This is a genomic window from Streptomyces sp. NPDC001880 (genome assembly GCF_053594575.1).
Window position 1 is genome coordinate 17,377 of the sequence record NZ_JBSFET010000030.1, and the last position, 21,002, is coordinate 38,378.

The 21,002-nt window shown below is 72.2% G+C and carries 11 protein-coding genes; 7 read left to right on the forward strand and 4 right to left on the reverse strand.

Features of this window, described 5'->3' with window-relative positions:
* Positions 1-54 precede the first annotated feature (54 nt).
* On the forward strand, positions 55-1,233 hold the full coding sequence (gene moeZ, locus ACWCQ6_RS18575) for an adenylyltransferase/sulfurtransferase MoeZ (RefSeq protein ID WP_451090399.1): 1,179 nt from the start codon (positions 55-57) through the stop codon (positions 1,231-1,233).
* Between the two features lie 70 nt (positions 1,234-1,303).
* On the opposite strand, the gene ACWCQ6_RS18580 is transcribed toward moeZ, so the two are convergent.
* From ACWCQ6_RS18580 to ACWCQ6_RS18590, 3 genes are all read right to left on the reverse strand, one after another.
* A complete protein-coding gene (locus ACWCQ6_RS18580) occupies positions 1,304-2,884 on the reverse strand; it encodes an alpha/beta hydrolase (protein ID WP_451090401.1) in 1,581 nt (526 codons plus the stop codon).
* 161 nt (positions 2,885-3,045) lie between these two features.
* Entirely contained in the window at positions 3,046-4,650 is a 1,605-nt protein-coding gene (locus ACWCQ6_RS18585) for an alpha/beta hydrolase (RefSeq protein ID WP_451090403.1), read from the reverse strand.
* A 121-nt stretch (positions 4,651-4,771) separates the two neighbouring features.
* Complete coding sequence (locus tag ACWCQ6_RS18590) at positions 4,772-7,528, reverse strand: lysylphosphatidylglycerol synthase transmembrane domain-containing protein (RefSeq protein ID WP_451090405.1); 2,757 nt, start codon at positions 7,526-7,528, stop codon at positions 4,772-4,774.
* A gap of 221 nt (positions 7,529-7,749) precedes the next feature.
* Here ACWCQ6_RS18590 and ACWCQ6_RS18595 point away from each other — a divergent pair, with 221 nt between their 5' ends.
* The 5 genes from ACWCQ6_RS18595 to nudC all read left to right on the forward strand — a co-directional run bounded on the left by ACWCQ6_RS18595 (position 7,750) and on the right by nudC (position 18,048).
* Positions 7,750-8,169: an MGMT family protein gene (locus ACWCQ6_RS18595; protein WP_451090407.1), complete on the forward strand. Its 420-nt coding sequence runs from the start codon at positions 7,750-7,752 to the stop codon at positions 8,167-8,169.
* 341 nt (positions 8,170-8,510) lie between these two features.
* Positions 8,511-12,071: an ATP-dependent helicase gene (locus tag ACWCQ6_RS18600; protein WP_451090409.1), complete on the forward strand. Its 3,561-nt coding sequence runs from the start codon at positions 8,511-8,513 to the stop codon at positions 12,069-12,071.
* A gap of 63 nt (positions 12,072-12,134) precedes the next feature.
* The gene (locus ACWCQ6_RS18605; RefSeq protein ID WP_451090411.1) at positions 12,135-15,575 is read left to right on the forward strand and encodes a UvrD-helicase domain-containing protein; all 3,441 of its coding nucleotides are present in this window, start codon (positions 12,135-12,137) and stop codon (positions 15,573-15,575) included.
* 86 nt (positions 15,576-15,661) lie between these two features.
* Positions 15,662-17,056, forward strand: a complete 1,395-nt coding sequence (locus ACWCQ6_RS18610) for a dipeptidase (protein ID WP_451090413.1) — start codon at positions 15,662-15,664, stop codon at positions 17,054-17,056.
* A gap of 44 nt (positions 17,057-17,100) precedes the next feature.
* Positions 17,101-18,048, forward strand: coding sequence for an NAD(+) diphosphatase (nudC, locus tag ACWCQ6_RS18615; protein WP_451090415.1), 948 nt, complete (start codon positions 17,101-17,103; stop codon positions 18,046-18,048).
* 75 nt (positions 18,049-18,123) lie between these two features.
* On the opposite strand, the gene ACWCQ6_RS18620 is transcribed toward nudC, so the two are convergent.
* Positions 18,124-18,378, reverse strand: a complete 255-nt coding sequence (locus ACWCQ6_RS18620) for a mycoredoxin (RefSeq protein ID WP_072483861.1) — start codon at positions 18,376-18,378, stop codon at positions 18,124-18,126.
* A 342-nt stretch (positions 18,379-18,720) separates the two neighbouring features.
* On the opposite strand from ACWCQ6_RS18620, the gene ACWCQ6_RS18625 reads away from it, so the two are divergent.
* Positions 18,721-20,973, forward strand: coding sequence for an ATP-dependent DNA helicase UvrD2 (locus ACWCQ6_RS18625; protein ID WP_451090417.1), 2,253 nt, complete (start codon positions 18,721-18,723; stop codon positions 20,971-20,973).
* The last annotated feature ends 29 nt before the right edge of the window (positions 20,974-21,002 follow it).

Sequence of the window (21,002 nt, forward strand, 5' to 3'; positions counted from 1 at the left end):
ACCGTACGCAGACGAAGTACGTAGAAACCGACCACCTGCATTGTTGAGGTTCCTGTGTCGCTGCCACCCCTGGTCGAGCCAGCTGCTGAGCTCACCGTCGACGAGGTCCGCAGGTACTCCCGCCACCTGATCATCCCGGATGTCGGGATGGACGGACAGAAGCGGCTGAAGAACGCGAAGGTGCTCTGTGTCGGTGCCGGCGGTCTCGGCTCGCCGGCCCTGATGTACCTGGCCGCGGCCGGTGTCGGCACGCTCGGCATCGTGGAATTCGACGAGGTCGACGAGTCGAACCTGCAACGCCAGATCATCCACAGCCAGTCCGACATCGGGCGCTCCAAGGCCGAGTCCGCCAAGGACACGGTGCTGGGCATCAACCCGTACGTGAACGTGGTCCTTCACGAGGAGCGGCTCGAAGCCGACAACGTGATGGACATCTTCGCCCCGTACGACCTGATCGTGGACGGCACGGACAACTTCGCCACCCGCTATCTGGTCAACGACGCGGCCGTACTGCTGAACAAGCCGTACATCTGGGGCTCGATCTACCGGTTCGACGGGCAGGCGTCCGTCTTCTGGTCCGAGCACGGTCCCTGCTACCGCTGCCTCTACCCGGAGCCGCCCCCGCCGGGCATGGTCCCCTCCTGCGCCGAGGGCGGTGTGCTCGGGGTGCTCTGCGCGTCGATCGGCTCCATCCAGGTCAACGAGGCCATCAAGCTGATTGCCGGCATCGGCGACCCGCTGGTCGGCCGACTGATGATCTACGACGCCCTGGAGATGCAGTACCGCCAGGTCAAGGTCCGCAAGGACCCCGACTGCGCGGTCTGCGGCGAGAACCCCACCGTCACCGAACTCATCGACTACGAGGCATTCTGCGGCGTCGTGTCCGAGGAGGCCCAGGAGGCGGCGCTCGGCTCCACGATCACTCCCAAGCAGCTCAAGGAGTGGATCGACGCCGACGAGAAGATCGAGATCATCGACGTCCGTGAGCCGAACGAGTTCGAGATCGTCTCGATTCCGGGCGCGAGGCTGATCCCGAAGAACGAGTTCCTGATGGGCAGCGCCCTCCAGGACCTCCCGCAGGACAAGCGCATCGTCCTGCACTGCAAGACGGGTGTCCGCAGCGCCGAGGTCCTCGCGGTCCTCAAGTCCGCAGGCTTCGCCGACGCGGTCCACGTGGGAGGCGGCGTGATCGGCTGGGTCAACCAGATCGAGCCCGAGAAGCCGGTGTACTGAGAACACCTTCCGACACGGCGAAGGGGCCGGTCCGCACGGACCGGCCCCTTCGCCGCGTCTCCGGGCCGCCCTACGAGCAGGTCTTGCCGTCCTGTGGGACCATCCCGTCGAGGAAGTACGCGTCCACGGTCGACGTCACGCAGGTGTTCCTGCCGTACGCGCTGTGCCCCTCGCCCTTGTTGGTGAGCATGATGCCCACGCCCTTGCCCAGTTCGTCCGCCATCCTCCGGGCGCCCTCGTACGGTGTCGCCGGGTCACCGGTCGTGCCGACGACCAGCACCGGACCGGCGCCCGGAGCGCTCGCTTCCGGGTGGTCGTGCTCACCCTGCACCGGCCACTGCGAGCACCAGCCCGCCGTGTCCCACGCCAGGAACGGGCCGAACACCGGGGACAGCTTCCGGAACTCCGGCAGCAGCGCCCTGGCCTCGTCCGCCGTCGGCCGGAGCTTGCCGTCCGCGCAGGAGATGGCGCGCTGCGAGTGGCTCTGGGTGTCGTAGTGACCCTTCTCGTCACGGCCGTTGTACGAGTCGGCCAGCTGGAGCAGCATGTTGCCGGTGCCGCTCTTCTCGGCCTCGTCCAGCGCCTGCGTCAGGTACGGCCAGTTGCTCTTGGAATAGAGCGGCGTGACGATGCCGGTGATGGCCAGCGATTCGTTGAGCTCGCGGCCCGAACGGGTCGGCAGTGGCTTCTTGTCGATCCGCTCCAGCAGCTTCGCGATCCGCTGCGTGCCCGCCTTCGGATCCTGGCCGCGGTCCTTGAGGTAGTTCCCCAGCGCCCGCTGGAAGCCGGTCGCCTGGTTGCGGGCGTGCCCGACGGTGTCCGCGGTCGGGTCGACGACGGCGTCCAGGACGGTCCGCCCGACCTTCGCGGGGAAGAGGTGGGCGTAGGTGCCGCCGAGTTCGGTGCCGTACGAGATGCCGAAGTAGGTGAGCTTCTTGTCGCCGAGCACCTCGCGGATCAGGTCCATGTCCCGGGCGGCGTTCGTCGTGCCGACGTACGGCAGGACCTTGCCGGAGCGGCGCGCGCAGCCGGCGCCGAAGTCCGCGCCGTCCTTCAGGAACGCCGTCTCCTCGGCCGCCGTGTCCGGGGTCATGTCGATCTTCCGGTAGGCGGACTCCTGCTCCTTGTCGGTGCGGCAGCTCACCCCTTCGCTGCCCGCGACCCCGCGCGGGTCGAACCCCACCAGGTCGTAGCGGGAGTTGAGGTTGCCGTACGAGCCGGCGGCACGGGGCAGTATCGAGACCCCCGAACCGCCCGGGCCGCCGAAGTTGAACAGCATCGAGCCGAGGCGTCGACCGGTGTTCCGGGCCTTCTTGCGGATCAGCGCGATCCCGATCGTCTCGCCGTCGGGCTTCGCGTAGTCCAGCGGCACCCGGACCGTCGTGCAACGCCACTCGGGGCCGGGGGCGCTCTCGCCCGCGCGGGCCTCGCAGCCCTTCCAGTCCAGCCGCTGGGAGGTGAGGACCACGGGCAGCCGGGGCGTGCCCGGCTGCCCGCTCGGCGCGGTGGACGGCCCGCCGGCCGAGGACGCGGCATCGTGGTCCGCCCGGTCGTCCGGCTTGTCGTCCGAACCTCCGCCGCAGCCCGCGAGCAGCCCCGTCAGCAGAAGTGCGGTGCCGGCCAGAGCCCCGGCGCGTGCGTGTGCGACCACGTGCGTCCTCCCCGATGTGCCTGTACTCACGTCGTACAGAAAGTCCGCTCATGCTAAGGGCTGTTGTCCGACTGCCGGCTGCCGTGCTCCGGGCGGCGACGGCGGTCCGACGACTGGGCCTGGCCAGGGGCCTCTCGGGGGTGCCGGCCGGGGATGCGCCGCTACTGGCAGATGGTTCCGGCCGCCGGGATCCTGCCGTTCAGCAGGTAGCCGTCCACGGTCTGCTGCACGCAGGCGTTGCCGCTGTTGTACGCGCCGTGCCCCTGGCCCTCGTACGTCACCTCCACGCCGACGCCCTTGCCCAGCGCGTCGGTCATCGCCTTGGCGCCCCCGTACGGCGTCGCCGGGTCGCCGGTGTTGCCGACGACGAGGATGGGGGCCGCGCCCGGGGCGCTGACGTCCGGGCTGATCCAGGCGCCCGGCACCGGCCAGCCGGTGCAGGTCATCAAGGCCCAGCCCAGATAGTTACCGAAGATCTTCGAGGCGGACCGGAACTCGGGGAGCTTGGCCTCGGTCTGGTCCGTGGTGAACCGCTGCTTGGAGTCGGCGCAGTTGATGGCGGTGTTGGCGGCCATCGAGTTGTCGTACTGGCCATTGTCGGAACGGCCGTTCAGCGAGTCGGCGAGGGCGAGGAGCAGCGCGCCGTTGCCGCCGTCGGCCTCGTCGACGCCCTGCTCCAGCAGCGGCCAGGTCTCCTTGGAGTAGAGGGCGGCCGCGATGCCGGTGGTCGCCAGGGTCTCCGTCAGCTGGCGCGAGCCGAGTCCCTCGATCGGCTGCTTCTCCAGTCTGTCGAGCAGATCGGAGATCCCCTGCTCGACCTCCTGCGAGTTGGCGCCGGGCAGCCTGCAGGCGTCGCCGCGGTCGGCGCAGTCCTTGGTGAAGTTGTCCAGCGCCAGCTGGAAGCCGCTGGCCTGGCCGAGCGCGGTCTGCTCGAAGTTCTGCGTCGGGTCGATCACCGCGTCCAGCACCGACCTGCCGACGTTGTTCGGGAACAAGTGGGCGTATACGCCGCCCAGTTGGGTGCCGTACGAGATGCCGAAGTAGTACAGCTTCTTGTCGCCGAGCACCTTGCGCATCAGATCCATGTCACGGGCGGCGTCGGTGGTGCCGACGTAGGGGAGCTGCGTGCCGGAGTTCTTCTCGCAGGCCGCCGCGAAGGTTTTGGTGCCGTTGACGAAGGTGTTCACCTCCTCGGGGGTGTCCGGGGTGCCGTCGATCTCGTATCGGGCGTCGAGCTGCTTGTCGGTCTCGCACTTCACGCCGTCGCTGCGGCCCACGCCGCGCGGGTCGAAGCTGACCAGGTCGTAACGGGCGCGGAGCTTGTCGTAGTCGGTGCCGAAGGCGGGCAGGGTGGCGACGCCGGAGGCGCCGGGACCGCCGAAGTTGAAGATGAGGGAGCCGATTCGCTTGTCCTGGTGCTTGGCCCTGGCCCGGATCAGTTCCAGCCGGATCGTCTCGCCCGTGGGCTTCGCGTAGTCGAGCGGCGCGCGCATGAACGCGCACTCCCAAGGGGTGCCGCCGGGCAGCGGGGACGGCGCCGTTCCGCTGCCCTGGGCCGGGGACGGGGCGGGGCAGGGCTTCCATGTCAGTTTCTGGGAGGCGAGGTCGCCGGGGGTGCCGGTCTCGGCGGCGTTCGCCGCGAGCGGCGTGCTCTGCGGCCCGTCCGGGTCTTCCTTGTTGCCGCTCTCCGAGCAGGCGGCGATGGGCAGGAGCACGGTGACGGCGGCGGCCAGGGCGGCGGCGCGCAGAGCAGGGGAGGTCCTCATGGGCCCATGGTGCGGCGGGAATCCGGGCGCTGCACGGGGCACCGGTCCATGCGGGTGGCGGGTCGCCGCGCCGTCGCCCGACTGGCCTTGCGGGTGGCCCCGTATGGCGGCTGAGGTCGCGTCAGAGTTCGCCCTTGCGGGTCAGATGATTGAAGCAGAGCCAGCCGGGAAGCACCGGCAGCCACAGCGTCAGCAGGCGGAACAGCAGCACGGCGGGTGCCGCTACTTCCTTCGGCAGGCCGACCGCGATCAGCCCGAGCGTCAGCGCGCCCTCGACCGCGCCCATGCCGCCCGGTGTGGGCGCCGCCGACCCCAGCGCGTTGCCCGCCAGGAAGACCACCGCGATGCTGGCGTAGCTGAGATGCGGCACGTCCGGACCGCTGAAGGCCCGGACCGAGGCGTCCAGGCACATCACGAACATGCCGGTCAGCAGCAGCATTCCGCCGATGCCGGTCAGCAGCTTCTGCGGCCGCTGCACCACGTCGAGCATGCGCGGCACGACTCCGGCGAACAGCGACCGCACCCGTGTCACCACGAACTTCCGCAGGAACGGGACCGCCGTCACCACCAGCACCAGCACGGCGACCGTCAGCAGCCCGGCGATCACCGTCCTGGACGGGGTGAGCGAGGACGGCGTCCTCTCGGTGCCGGTCAGATAGCCGAAGGCCGCCAGGAGCACGATGTGGCAGCCGAGACCGAACAGCTGCGAGGCGCCGACGCTTGCCACGGCGAGCCCCGGACGCACCCCGGCCCGTTGCAGGAAGCGGGTGTTCAGCGCCACACCGCCGACCGCCGCCGGGGCGACGATCTTCACGAAGGATCCGGCGATCTGCGCCAGTACCGTCTTGCCGAACGACACCCGCTCCGGCACGAAGCCCAACAGGCTCATCGCCGCCGCCACGTAGCTGAGCGCTGAGAAGGCGACCGCGGCCGCCACCCAGCCCCACTCCGCCTGCTCGACGACCGCGCCGAAATCGGCCTGGGTGACCTGTGAGATGAGGAAGTACGCGGCGATCGCACCGGCGATGCAGCTGAGCAGGGTGCGGGCCTTGATGCGTTCGAGACGCACCGGTTCGACCGGTGCCTGCGGTCGGATCAGCAGCACCTGCCGCCGCATCTGGGAAAGCAGGTCCTCCTCGCGGGCTTCGTCCAGGGCGTCGTCCAGGGCGCGTTTGTCGGCCTGCTTCTGGTTGCGCAGCGCCTTGCGGTCGGCCCTGCGGTCGCCGGCGGCCGCCCCGTGATCGGCCGCCCTGGCCCGCTTGGCCGCGTCCGACGCCTCCAACACCGCCTCGCGCTCCCGCTGCGAGCGCTCCCGGGCGAGCCGGCGCAGCGCCGCCCGGGTGGAGCGGCTCAGCGCGATCGGCTGGAGCAGCGGCAGACAGTCCGCGACCGCGTCGGGGCCGAGCACCTCCAGCGCACCGGCGACGGCCCGCTCGGCGCCGACCCGCAGCCCCGTCGTGGTCAGCAACTGGGCGACGTCCATCCGCAGGACCAGATCACCGGCCGCGATCTCGCCGCCGCGCAGATCGGTGACGAACACCTTGCCGGAACGGTCCACCAGGATGGCGTCGCCGGTGAGCCTGCGGTGCGCGATCCGCCGGGACTGGAGCGCCTTCACCTGACGCCAGGAGCCGTGCAGCACCTCGTCGGTGATCTCCGAGTCCTCCAGCGCGTCCAGCGAACGGCCGCCGATGTGCTCGTACACCAGCATCACGGCGTCGGGTCCGAGCTCGGACGTGGCGATCAGCTTGGGCGCGTTGGCCCCGGCGGCGATCGCCGCGTAGGCGAGCAGTGCCTCCTGTTCCAGTGCCTGGCGCAGCGACTGGATGGAGCGGCGCTGGGTGATGCCGCGCAGGGTGAGCCTGCGCCACAGCCGGTAGAAGAAGCCCTGGGCCTGCTGCTCGCGGTCGACGATCGTGACGTCGAGCGGCGGCCCGTCATCCAGGGTGACCAGATAGCGGCGTCCCCGGTCGCTCTGGTCGCCCGAGTCCGGGGCGTCGTCGGCGCGCATCGCGCTGACCGGGCGGAAGCCGACATGGCGCAGACCGGCCATCAGGTGCTGACCGGTCGGCCGTACGTTCGGCGAGCCGACCGCGTACAGCGTGCCGTACGCCACGGTCCAGCCGATCAGCACGGTGAGGACGATCGAGAACGGGGTCGTGTAGCCGCCGACCAGCATGGCGAACGCGTCGAGCAGCAGTACCACCCACAGCACGACCCGCCAGCGCGGCCGTCTCGCCATGCCGACCGCCGTCATATAGGCGATCACCGGCGCGAGATAGCCGTGCACGGGATCGGTGAGCGCGGCACCGGGCTGCGGCTGGGTCAGGGCGTCCTGGATGGTCTCGGGGGCGGACTCGGCGACCCACAGGTCGGCGGCGAGCGTGACGCCGTGGGCCAGTACGGCGGCGAGCACCCCGTCGGCGATCCGCAGGCCGTCGCGTTTGATCAGCCGCTCGATGGCGAAGACGACCGGGACGAGCAGTACGGCGATGCTGGAGACCAGACCCGCCGTCTTGATCACGATGTCGGGGGCCTGACCGGTGCCCTTGTTGATGTCCTGTTCGAGACCGGTGGTCGTGCCGTGGGCGAATGCACCGATCGACAGCAGGACGGCGATCGCCAGGACTCCGATGAGGAGCCGCATGAGGTCGGAGGGGCGGTGCACCCGGGCGGAGAGCAGCGGTTCGTCTCCCGAGACGCGCTCGGCCTGCTCCGCCACGGCGGTCGAGAGCGTCGAGCCGGCCAGATGCGCGGGGAACTCTTCCCGCTCGCCGCCGGGCTTCCCGGGCTCGGCGCGGGGCTCTTCGGCGGGTGCGTGGGACGTGTCCGGCTGCGACCCGGCATCAGGGGCGTCCGCCGCCTTCGGTGGCTGCACGCCCTGCTCCTTCGTCGCCTCTGATTGGTCTTCGTGTTCTCGTATCACCGGTCACCGCCCGCACGATGGTGGCACGGCCCGGCGACACGGCTGGGCATCAGGGTGCACTGCACGGACATGGGAAGCGCAACATACGCCCCTTCGCTGCCGCCTGCAGGCCCTGTGACCGGACGCACACGGAACGGGCCGGAATGTCGGCGACGTACGGCAGGATGGGCCGGATGAGCCAACAGCGCACGAGCGGCGACGGGACGAGCGACGACCGCACGAGCCACGCACTGCCGGAGTACGCGGAGCGGGTGCTCGATGTCGCCGAGCTGATCCCGCCCGGCCGCGTCATGACGTACGGCGATGTCGCCGAGTGGCTGGGCGAGGGCGGTCCGCGCCAGGTCGGCCGGGTCATGTCGCTGTACGGGGCCGCGGTGCCGTGGTGGCGCGTGGTGCGCGCCGACGGGGCACTGCTCCCGGGCCACGAGCTGCGCGCGCTGGACCATTACCGCACGGAGGGCACCCCGCTGCGCGAGGCGTCGCGCAGCGCGGAGGGCCACCTGCCACGCCTCGACATGAAGCGGGCACGGTGGGACGGCGTCACCGCGGACGGGGGCGTGGACCGGGACAAGGGCGGAGGTGCTCACAACTGACAGCTTCCGCCATCCGGCGGCACAGCGGGCGGCGCCGGGGCCGTACGACGTATCCGACTTCCGGGAAGTGCCCCGGGGCGCACAAGAAGTGATCGGGAGCGTGCAGAAAGCGACTGCCGGCAAGGTCTGTGGCATGTGACACGGCGGGACCGTGGCCGCGCGGAGTGACGGAATCCACGGCCGGGTGCGGCACCGGGTACGCAACGACGTCCGCGCTCCGGAACGTGACGAGGCACGCAGCGCTCCCGCCCCGTATCGCGTCCCCGCTGACGTAACTTCGTAAGTTCGCGGCGCGCACCGCATCCTCATCATCAGTACACCCACCAGGACCGGCGATCCACGTGAGCTCCTCCTCCTTCACCCGGCACAGTCCGCCCCGTCGGACACGGCAGCGGGCCGCGGGCGCGTACCGTCTGGTGCGCACCCCGCCGGGCTCCGTGGACCCTCCTCTCCTGGACGCGGCGCAGCGCGCGGTGGTTGATCACCCCGGCGGCCCGCTCCTGGTGCTCGCCGGGCCCGGTACCGGCAAGACGACCACGCTCGTCGAGGCGGTCGCCGCCCGCATCGCACGGGGCGGCGACCCGGCCCGCGTCCTGGTGCTCACCTTCAGCCGCAAGGCCGCAGTGGAGCTGCGCGACCGGATGGCCGCCCGCCTCGGCGCCGCCCGCGGTCCGCAGGCCACCACCTTCCACTCCTTCTGCTACGCACTGGTCCGCGCCCACCAGGACGCCGACCTCTTCGCCGAACCGATGCGGCTGCTCTCCGGACCGGAACAGGACGTCACCGTCCGCGAGCTGCTCGCCGGCCAGCTCGAACTGGAGCGGGACGGCTTCGCGCGCATCCGGTGGCCCGACGAGCTGCGGGCCTGCCTGACCACGCGCGGCTTCGCCGACGAGGTGCGTGCGGTGCTGGCCCGCAGCCGTGAGCTGGGTCTGGGGCCGGACGCGCTGGCCGCCTTCGCCCGTCGCACCGGCCGGCCGGACTGGGGCGCCGCCGCCGGGTTCCTCGCCGAGTACCTGGACGTGCTGGACGCGCAGGGGGTGCTGGACTACGCGGAGCTGGTGCACCGGGCCGTGCTGCTCGCGGAGCGCCCCGAGGTGTCGGCGCTGCTCGCGGGGCAGTACGACGCGGTGTTCGTCGACGAGTACCAGGACACGGACCCGGCGCAGGTGCGGCTGCTGCACGCGCTGGCCGGCAACCGGGGCAGCGCCCCGGGTGCCGGCGGCGGCCGGGACCTGATCGCCTTCGGTGACCCGGACCAGTCGATCTACGCGTTCCGGGGCGCCGATGTGAACGGCATCCTCGACTTCCCGGAGACGTTCCGCCGGGCGGACGGCGCCCCGGCCCCGGTCGGCGTGCTCACCACCTCGCGGCGTTCCGCCGGACAGCTGCTGGCCGCCACGCGGCTGCTCACCCGCCGGATGCCGCTGACCCGGCTGCCCTCGGCGAAGGTCCGCGCCCACCGGGAGCTCACCGCGGTCCGCGAAGGCGGCGGCGTGGAGGCGTACACCTATCCGACCGCGTCCACCGAGCTCGACAACATCGCCGATCTGCTGCGCCGGGCCCATCTGGAAGACGGCGTCCCGTGGAACGAGATGGCGGTGCTGGTACGGGCCGGGGGCCGTACGATCCCCTCCTTGCGCCGGGCCCTGACGTCGGCGGGCGTCCCGCTGGAGGTCGACGGGGACGACCTCCCCCTGCGCCACGAACCGGCGGTGGCCCCGCTCCTGACGGCCCTGCGCGCGGTCGCCACGGCGGCCCTGCGCCGGGGTGCGCCGGGCGCGCAGGATGCAGCGCAAGCGGCGGAGGACGTTGCGGCGGGCACGGACGCGCAGGCTTCGTCAGCGGGCGCGGGTGCGCAGGGTGTCGTAGCGGGCGCGGGCGCTCAGGATGTCGCAATGGGCGTGGGCGCTCAGGACGTCGCAGTGGGCGCGGATGTGCAGGATGTCGCAGCGGACGAGGACGCTCAGGATGTCGCAGTGGGCGCGGATGTGCAGGTCGTCGCAGCGGGCGAGGACGCGGCGGTCTCCTGGCTCGACACCGAGACCGCCCTGACCCTGCTCGCCTCCCCCCTCGGCTCCATGGACGCGGCCGACCTGCGCCGTCTCGGCCGGGCTCTGCGCGACGAGGAGCGGGCCGCCGGGAACCGCGTACCGGCCCCCTCCGGCGTGCTGCTGGCCCGAGCGCTCGCCGAGCCCGAGCGGCTCGTGGCGCACGATCCGGCGTACGCCCGCGGTGCCCAGCGTCTCGGCGCACTCCTGCGCAAGGCCCGCGAGCTCCTCGAAGGCGGCGGCACCGCGGAGGAGGCCCTGTGGGCACTGTGGTCCGGCACCCCCTGGCCGGGCCGGCTGGAGCGCGCCGCGCTGCGCGGCGGTGCGGGCGGCCGCAACGCCGACCGCGACCTCGACGCCGTCTGCGCCCTCTTCGACACCGCGGCCCGCGCCGAGGAACGCACCGGCGGGCGCGGCGCGCTCAACTTCCTGGAGGAGGTCGACGCCCAGGACATCGCCGCCGACACCCTCTCCAGGCGCGCGGTGCGACCCGACGCCGTACGGCTGATGACCGCGCACCGCTCCAAGGGCCTGGAGTGGCGCCTCGTCGTCGTCGCGGGTGTCCAGGAGGGGCTCTGGCCGGACCTGCGCCGCCGCGGTTCGCTGCTGGAGGCGGACCGGATCGGCCGCGACGGTCTGGCCGAACCGCTCACCCCCGGCGCCCTCCTCGCCGAGGAGCGCAGGCTCTTCTACGTCGCGGCGACCCGCGCCCGCGAACGGCTCGTCGTCACCGCGGTGAAGGCGCCCGCCGACGACGGCGACCAGCCCTCCCGCTTCCTCGCCGAGCTGGGCGCCGAACCGCGTGACGTCACCGGCCGGCCGCGCCGCCCCCTCGCGGTCGCCGCGCTCGTCGCCGAACTCCGCGCCACCACCGTCGACCCCGAAGCCTCCGACGCCCTGCGCGAGGAGGCCGCCCGCCGCCTCGCCCGGCTCGCCGCGCTCACCGACGAAGAGGGCCAGCCGCTCGTACCCGCCGCCCACCCCTACCGCTGGTGGGGCCTGTACGAACCGACCAGCTCCGCGGTCCCGCTCCGCGACCGGGACCAGCCCGTGACGCTTTCCGGCAGCGCGCTCGACCAGCTCGCCAACACCTGCGCGCTCCAGTGGTTCCTCGGCCGCGAGGTGAAGGCGGATGCCCCGGCGACCGCGGCCCAGGGCTTCGGCAACGTCGTCCACGTACTCGCCGACGAGGTGGCCTCCGGACGCACCCCCGCCGATCTCGCCGTCCTGATGGAGCGGCTGGACTCGGTCTGGGACGGGCTCGTCTTCGACGCCCCCTGGAAGTCCCGGCAGGAGAAGGAGCAGGCACGGGCCGCCCTCGAACGCTTCCTGCGCTGGCACGTCATGGACCGGGCCGGCCGTACCCCCGTCGCGAGCGAGCACGACTTCGACGTGACACTGGAAGCGGGGGAGTACGAGGTGCGCATCCGGGGCTCCATGGACCGCGTCGAACAGGACGCCGAGGGCCGGGCCTACGTCGTCGACTTCAAGACCGGCAAGCAGTCCCCGACCAAGGACCAGGTCGCCCGCCACCCCCAGCTCGCCGTGTACCAGCTGGCCGTCCGGGCGGGCGCGGTCGACGAGGTCTTCGACGGCCGCCGCCCCGAGCCCGGCGGCGCCGAACTCGTACAGCTGCGCCAGGCCGCCGCCAAGAAGGAGGGCGGCGAAGCCCATCCCAAGGTGCAGGCGCAGGAACCCCTCGCCGGTGAATGGGTACCGGAACTGCTGGCCACCGCCGCCGGCCGGGTCCTGGACGAGCGCTTCACCCCCACGACCGGCCAGCACTGCACGCACTGCACCTTCCGGGCCTCGTGCAGCGCACAGCCGGAGGGCCGCCACGTCCTGGAGTGAGCGGGGCGGCCGGGCACCCGGCGGCCCCGCACGTTGTCGGTGCGTCCGGTTAGCCTCTCTGGGGTGTCCTCACGCATCACCGATCCCGAGCAGCTCAAGGAACTCCTCGGGATCCCGTTCACCCCGGAGCAGACGGCCTGCATCACCGCACCGCCCGCCCCGCAGGTGATCGTGGCCGGAGCCGGGTCCGGGAAGACCACGGTGATGGCGGCGCGCGTGGTGTGGCTGGTGGGCACCGGCCAGGTCGCGCCCGAGCAGGTCCTCGGGCTCACGTTCACCAACAAGGCGGCCGGTGAGCTCGCCGAACGCGTCCGCAAGGCCCTGATCGCGGCCGGGGTCACCGATCCGGACGCCATCGACCCGGACAACCCCCCGGGCGAGCCCGCCATCTCCACGTACCACGCGTTCGCCGGCCGGCTCCTCACCGAGCACGGACTGCGCATCGGACTCGAACCCACCACCCGCCTCCTCGCCGACGCCACCCGCTACCAGCTCGCCGCCCGCGTACTGCGCGAGGCCCCCGGCCCCTATCCGGCCCTGACCAGGTCCTTCCCCACCCTCGTCAGCGATCTGCTGGCCCTCGACGCCGAGCTCGCCGAACACCTCGTACGCCCCGACAGGCTCGCCGAGTACGACACGGAGCTGCTTCGCACACTGGAGACCGCCAGGCTCAGCAACGCCGAGCTGCGCAGGATCCCCGAGACCGCCGAGGCCCGTGGCGAACTGCTCCGGCTGACCCGGCGCTACCGCGAGGCCAAGAAGAGCCGTGACCTCCTGGACTTCGGCGACCAGATCGCGCTCTCCGCCGAGCTGGCCCTCACCCGCCCCGAGGTCGGCACGATCCTGCGCGAGGAGTTCCGGGTCGTGCTGCTCGACGAGTACCAGGACACCTCCGTGGCCCAGCGCCTGCTGCTCTCCGCCCTCTTCGGCAATGGCCCCGGGGGGACGACCGGGCACGCCGTCACCGCCGTCGGCGACCCCTGCCAGGCGATCTACGGTTGGCGCGGCGCGTCCGTCGCCAACCTCGACGACTTCCCGCTGCACTTCCCGCACGCCGACGGCACCCCGGCCACCCGTTACTCCCTCAGTGAGAACCGCCGCAGCGGCGGCCGGCTCCTGCACCTCGCCAACGGCCTCGCCGCACCGCTGCGCGCCATGCACGAAGGTGTCGAGGCACTGCGCCCCGCCCCAGGCGCCGAGCGCGACGGCATCGTCCGCTGCGCGCTGCTGCGCACCCACGCCGAGGAGATCGACTGGCTCGCCGACTCGATCGCCCACCTGGTGCGGACCGGCAAGGCACCCGGCGAGATCGCCGTCCTGTGCCGCACCGCGGGCGACTTCCCGGAGATCCAGGCCGCGCTGGTGGCCCGCGACGTCCCGGTCGAGGTCGTCGGCCTGTCCGGGCTGCTCCACCTGCCCGAGGTCGCCGACCTCGTCGCGGTCTGCGAGGTGCTCCAGGACCCCGGCGCCAACGCTTCGCTGGTCCGGCTGCTCACCGGCCCCCGCTGGCGGATCGGCCCCCGCGACCTGGCCCTGCTCGGCCGCCGCGCCCGGCTCCTCGTCCACCGCGCTGCCCAAGGCGACGAGGCGGACGCCGACCCCGACCGCCGTCTCGCCGAGGCCGTCGAGGGCATCGACCCGGCCGAGGTGATCTCGCTCGCCGACGCGCTGGACACCTTCCTCGAATCGGGCGGTGAGGAGGACGACGGGCTGCCGTTCTCCACCGAGGCCCGCATCCGCTTCGCCCGCCTCGCCGCCGAGCTGCGCGACCTGCGCCGCTCGCTGGCCGACCCGCTGATGGACGTCCTGCACCGGGTCCTGGCCACCACCGGCCTGGAGGTCGAGCTCTCCGCGTCCCCGCAGGCCCTGGCCGCCCGCCGCCGCGAGACACTCGCCAACTTCCTCGATGTCGCTGCCCGCTTCGCCGCCGTCGACGGCGAGGCCACCCTCCTCGCCTTCCTCGGCTTCCTGCGCACCGCCGTCCAGTACGAGAAAGGCCTGGACAATGCCCTGCCCGGCGGTGAGAACACCGTCAAGGTCCTCACCGCCCACAAGTCCAAGGGCCTGGAGTGGGACGTCGTCGCCGTCCCCGGCCTGGTCACCGGCCAGTTCCCCAGCGGCCAGTCCCGCGAAGCCTGGACCGCCCAGTCCAAGGTCCTCCCGCACGCCCTGCGCGGGGACCGGGCGACCCTCCCCGACGTGCACTCCTGGGACGCCAAGGGGATCAAGGCGTTCAAGGAGGAGATGAAGGAGCACCAGCACACCGAGGAGCTCCGCCTGGGATACGTCACCTTCACCAGACCCCGCACCCTGCTGCTCGGCTCCGGCCACTGGTGGGGCCCGTCCCAGAAGAAGCCGCGCGGCCCGTCCGGCTTCCTGCACGCGCTGTACGAGCACTGCGTGGCCGGGCACGGCGAGATCGAGGTCTGGGCCGACGAACCGGCCGAGGACGAGGAGAACCCGGCGCTCGACGGGGAGACCGCCGACCACGCGTGGCCGCTTCCGCTGGACGACACCGCGCTGACCCGCCGCAGGGCCGCCGCGGAGACGGTGATGGCCCACCTGGAGGCCCTCGCCATGACGGGGGGCGTGCCGGACGCGTACGGGGTGCTGCCCGACGAAGCTCCGGAACCGGACGACGGCGCCCACGACGACGCCCCGTTTCCCGACGACGAGGCGTACTACGACGATGCCGACGACTGGGACGCGCTGTCCACCGAGCGCCCTCCGGCCGCCCCCCGTACCGCCGCCCCCGCGCCGCACGTTCCAGCGGCCCGCACCCCCGAGGCCGCCGGGGCGCACCGCCTCACCCCCGAGGAGGCCCGCACCCTCGCCTCCTGGGACCGCGATCTCGACGCCCTCACCGGCGAGCTGCGCCGCGCCCGCGCCACCGTGCGCGACGTCCTCGTCCCCGCCTCGCTCTCCGCCACCCAACTGCTGCACCTCGCCGACGACCCCGACGGCTTCGCCCGGGAGCTGGCCCGCCCGATGCCGAAACCCCCGCAGCCGGCGGCCCGCCGGGGCACCCGCTTCCACGCCTGGGTGGAGTCACGTTTCGAGGAGCTGCCGCTGCCCATGCTCGGGCCCGACGAACTGCCCGGCGGTGACGAGAACGACGCCGAGATCGCCGACGAGCGCGACCTCGCCGCACTCAAGGCGGCCTTCGAGCGCACCCCGTACGCCCGCCGCACCCCCTACCGCGTCGAGACGCCGTTCCAGATCACCCTGGCCGGCCGGGTGATCCGGGGCCGTATCGACGCGGTGTACCGCACCGGGGACACATACGAGATCGTCGACTGGAAGACCACCCGCACCAACACCGCCGACCCCCTGCAGCTCGCGGTCTACCGACTGGCCTGGGCGGAACTGCACGACCTGCCGCTCACCGACGTCACCGCCACGTTCCTGTACGTACGCACCGGCGAGACCGTCCACCCCACCCGCCTCCCCGGCCGGGCGGAACTTGAACGGATCCTGCTGGACGAGCCACCGCCCACGGCGTAGGACCTGCCGGCGGATCAGGCCCGGACAGGTCCCCGGGCCACCGCGGGCGGGCGGACCCCGCTGGGCGAGGCACTAGGCTCAAGGCCATGAGCGACACCCCGGACAGCGCCGTCCGTACGTACACCGAGCAGCACCGCACAGCCTTCCTGGACGACCTGGCCGCCTGGCTGCGCATCCCGTCCGTATCCGCCCAGCCGGTCCACGACGGGGACGTACGGCGCAGCGCCGAGTGGCTGTCCGCCAAGCTCGAGGAGACCGGCTTCCCGGTCACCGAGATCTGGGAGACGCCCGGAGCCCCCGCGGTCTTCGCCCACTGGCCGTCCGGCGACCCGGACGCCCCGACCGTCCTCGTCTACGGGCACCACGACGTGCAGCCCGCTGCCCGGGAGGACGGCTGGGACACCGACCCGTTCGAGCCGGTGATCCGCGACGGCCGCATGTACGGGCGGGGCGCCGCCGACGACAAGGGGCAGGTGTTCTTCCACACACTCGGCGTCCGGGCCCACCTCGCCGCCACCGGCCGCACCGCCCCCGCCGTCAACCTCAAGCTCCTGATCGAGGGTGAGGAGGAGTCCGGCTCGCCGAACTTCCGTGCCCTGGTCGAGGAGCGGGCCGACCGGCTCACCGCCGACGCCGTGATCGTCTCCGACACCGGCATGTGGGACGAGTCGACCCCCACGGTCTGCACCGGCATGCGCGGCCTCGCCGAGTGCGAGATCGAGCTGCACGGCCCCGAACAGGACATCCACTCCGGTTCGTTCGGCGGCGCGGTCCCCAACCCGGCCACCGCCGTCGCCCGGCTCGTCGCCGCGCTGCACGACACGGACGGCCGGGTCGCGATCCCCGGCTTCTACGACGGCGTGGCCGAACTCACCGATGCCGAGCGCGCGCTCTTTGCCGAGCTGCCCTTCGACGAGGCTGCCTGGCTGCGTACCGCCAAGTCCCGCGCGGCATCGGGCGAGGCCGGATACTCCACGCTGGAACGCGTCTGGGCCCGCCCCACCGCTGAGGTCAACGGCATCGGCGGCGGCTATCAGGGCGCCGGAAGCAAGACGATCATCCCGTCCTCCGCCCTGGTGAAGATCAGCTTCCGGCTGGTCGCCGGCCAGGACCCCGACCGCGTCCAGCAGGTGGTCCGGGCCTGGGCCGAGGCACAGGTCCCGGCCGGTGTCCGGCACCGGATCACCTTCGCCCCGGCCACCCGCCCCTGCCTGACCCCGCTGGACCACCCCGCCCTGCAGGCCGTGGCCCGCGCCATGGGACGGGCCTTCGGCCAGAAGATCCTCTTCACCCGCGAAGGGGGCTCGGGACCTGCCGCCGACCTCCAGGACGTGCTGGGCGCCCCCGTCCTCTTCCTGGGCATCTCCGTACCGTCCGACGGCTGGCACGCCCCCAACGAGAAGGTCGAGCTGGACCTTCTGTTCAAGGGCGTGGAGACGACCGCGCACCTCTGGGGCGAGCTGGCCGCCGCACTCCGCTGAATCCTCTGAACACCCGATCCGTCCCGGGGGAGTAGGAAGCACCTGTGAGCACCTTCGACAACGCCACCGCAGACCGGCCCATCGGTCTGACCGCGCCCAGCGGCATCGACCGCGCCGCGCACCACCGCCTCGACGAGGCATGGCTGTCCGCCGCGTGGAGCCACCCGACCACCCGCGTGTTCGTCGTCTCCGGCGGCCAGGTGCTGATCGACGACACCGCCGACGGCGGTACGGAGATCGTCATGACCCCGGCCTTCGATGCCCCGGTCACCGAGACCCACCGCTACTTCCTCGGCACCGACGAGGAAGGCGTCAGCTACTTCGCGCTCCAGAAGGACTCCCTGCCAGGTCGCATGGACCAGCCGGCCCGTCCGGCCGGCCTGCGCGAGGCCGGTCTGCTGCTCGGCCCGCGCGACGCGGGCCTGATGGCGCACGCGGTGGCCCTGGAGAACTGGCAGCGCCTGCACCGCTTCTGCTCCCGCTGCGGCGAGCGCACGGTCATCGCGGCGGCCGGTCACATCCGCCGCTGCCCGGCCTGCGGCGCCGAGCACTACCCGCGTACCGACCCCGCGGTGATCATGCTGGTGACCGACGACCAGGACCGCGCCCTGCTGGGCCGTCAGGTGCACTGGCCCGAGGGCCGCTTCTCGACGCTCGCGGGCTTCGTCGAGCCGGGGGAGTCGATCGAGCAGTCCGTGGTGCGCGAGGTGTTCGAGGAGGCGGGGGTCACGGTCGGCGAGGTCGAGTACATCGCCAGCCAGCCCTGGCCGTTCCCGTCGAGCCTGATGCTCGGCTTCATGGCCCGGGCCACCTCGGCCGAGATCAATGTGGACGGCGAGGAGATCGAGGAGGCCCGGTGGTTCTCCCGCGAGGACCTGAAGGCCGCCTTCGAATCGGGCGAGATCCTGCCCCCGTACGGCATCTCGATCGCGGCACGCCTGATCGAACTCTGGTACGGCAAACCGCTCCCGAAGCCGGGCACTGTCGGCTGACCCCGGATCCCTGCCGGAACGCCCCCTCCGGTGTCCGACCGGAGGAGGCGTCCTCGTACCGCGAGAGAGGCGGGATCAGGCGGCGAGCGCCTGCTTCACCTGCGCCAGGGACGGGTTCGTCATGACGGCCTCGGCGCCCGTGGAGCCGACCACCAGGACGGTGGGAACGGTCTGGTTGCCCCCGTTGGCCTTCTCGACGAAGGCCGCGGACTGCGGGTCCTGCTCGATGTTGATCTCGTTGTACGCGATGCCCTCGCGGTCCATCTGGCTCTTGAGCCGACGGCAGTAGCCGCACCACGTGGTGCTGTACATCGTCACAGTGCCCGACATGTCTTCGTGCTCCTTGGTCTCGTCAGTCTTCTCAGACTCGTCTGTCGCATCCGTCTCATCCGTCACGCGGAGAAGCTGGACCGTGCGTCGCCGCACGGAATGGCAACGTACGCGAGGCAACCGCCATTCCCGCAGCCGGGCCGGGACGGTCGGGGTGGCCGGGCCTGCCGGGATGGTTGGGACGATCGGGAGGGCCGGGACTGCCGGGACGGTTGGGACGGCGGGGACCGCCGGGACCACCTGGACGGTCGGGCCGCAGTGGGCCGGAGCGGTTTCGGGGATCAGCCGGCCCGGTTGCTCCCGCACCGGTGTGGGAGCAACCGGGCCGCATTAGTACGACAGATGCCGTTCCCCTGTGGACAACTTCCGCGCCCGTCTCTCCCGACCTGGCAGCATGGCGGGGTGACAGCAGCAACGCATTCCTCTCTCTTCCCGCAGGTCCCCGAGTCGGCCGACGCCGTGCTCGACGGCCTGGACCCCGAGCAGCGCGAGGTCGCCACGGCCCTGCACGGCCCGGTGTGTGTGCTGGCCGGAGCCGGTACGGGCAAGACGCGTGCGATCACCCATCGCATCGCGTACGGGGTGCGTGCCGGGATACTCCAGCCCACCAGTGTGCTTGCCGTCACGTTCACCAACCGGGCCGCCGGTGAGATGCGCGGACGGCTGCGCCAGCTCGGCGCCGGAGGCGTCCAGGCGCGGACGTTCCACTCCGCCGCCCTGCGCCAGCTCCAGTACTTCTGGCCGAAGGCGGTCGGGGGTGACCTGCCCCGGCTGCTGGAGCGCAAGGTCCAGCTGGTCGCCGAGGCCGCCGCCCGCTGTCGCATCCGGCTCGACCGCAACGAGCTGCGGGACGTCACCAGCGAGATCGAGTGGTCCAAGGTCACCCAGACCGTGCCCGCCGACTACCCGGCCGTGGTCGCGAAGACCCAGCGCGACGCCCCGCGCGACCCGGCCGAGATCTCCCAGATCTACGCGGCGTACGAGGAGCTGAAGCGCGACCGCTCGGTGATCGACTTCGAAGACGTGCTGCTGCTCACCGTCGCCATCCTTCAGGACCGCCACGACATCGCCGACCACGTCCGCCGTCAGTACCAGCACTTCGTCGTCGACGAGTACCAGGACGTCAGCCCGCTCCAGCAGCGGCTGCTCGACCTCTGGCTCGGAGACCGGGACACCCTGTGCGTCGTCGGTGACGCGAGCCAGACGATCTACTCCTTCACCGGAGCCACCCCCGACCACCTGCTGAACTTCCGCACCCGCCATCCCCACGCGACAGTGGTCAAGCTGGTCCGGGACTACCGCTCCACCCCCCAGGTCGTCCATCTGGCCAACGGGCTGCTCGGCCAGGCCCGTGGCCGCGCCGCGGAGCACCGGCTCGAACTGGTCTCGCAGCGCGAGTCCGGCCCCGAGCCCGTCTACACGGAGTACGCCGACGAGCCCTCGGAGGCCGAGGGCACCGCCCGCCGGATCCGCGATCTGATCGCCACCGGGGTCCCGGCCGGCGAGATCGCCGTGCTCTACCGGGTCAACTCCCAGTCCGAGGTCTACGAACAGGCCCTGGCGGACGCGGGCGTGCCGTACCAGCTGCGCGGTGCGGAGCGCTTCTTCGAGCGGGCGGAGGTGCGGGAAGCGGGAGTCGCCCTGCGCGGCGCCGCCCGCGCCGGGGGCAACGACTCCCTGCTCGACAAGGCGGAGGGGCTGCCCGCAGAGGTGCGCGCGGTGCTCTCCACCAAGGGGTGGACCTCGGAGCCCCCCGCGAGCTCGGGGGCGGTGCGCGACCGCTGGGAATCGCTGGCCGCCCTGGTCCGGCTCGCAGAGGACTTCGAACGGGCCAGGCCGGGCGCGACGCTCTCCGACCTGGTGGCGGAGCTCGACGAGCGGGCCGCCGCCCAGCACGCCCCCACGGTCCAGGGCGTCACCCTCGCCTCGCTTCACTCGGCGAAGGGCCTGGAGTGGGACGCCGTGTTCCTGGTCGGCCTGACCGAGGGCATGGTGCCGATCACCTACGCCAAGACCGACGAGCAGATCGAGGAGGAGCGCCGCCTGCTGTACGTCGGCGTCACCCGGGCCCGCCTCCACCTCTCGCTGTCGTGGTCGCTCTCCCGCTCGCCCGGCGGCCGCGCCGTACGGCGCCCGAGCCACTTCCTCAGCGGGCTGCGCCCCGGCTCGGTGCCCCTCGGCGCACGCGGCGCGGGCGGTGGCGGGGGGATCGAACGGGGCCCGGCGCCGGTCGCCAAGCGCGGACGCCGGGGCCCCGCCCGCTGCCGGGTCTGCGGCAAGACCCTCACCGACGCCGGTGAGATGAAGCTGATGCGCTGCGAGGACTGCCCCTCCGACATGGACGAGGCGCTCTACGAGCGGCTGCGCGACTGGCGGGCCGTCAGGGCGAAGGAGATCGGTCAGCCCGCCTACTGCGTGTTCACGGACAAGACGCTGATGGCGATCGCCGAGGCCGTACCGGGCAGTGCGGGCGAACTGGCGGTGATCTCCGGGGTCGGCGCGCGGAAGTTGGGCCGGTTCGGGACCGCGGTTCTGGCCATTTGCGCAGGTGAGATGGTGGAAGAGGTGCTTGGCGAGGCTGCTGACGAAGTGTGAGAAAAACTCGTCGAAAAAATAGTTTGCGC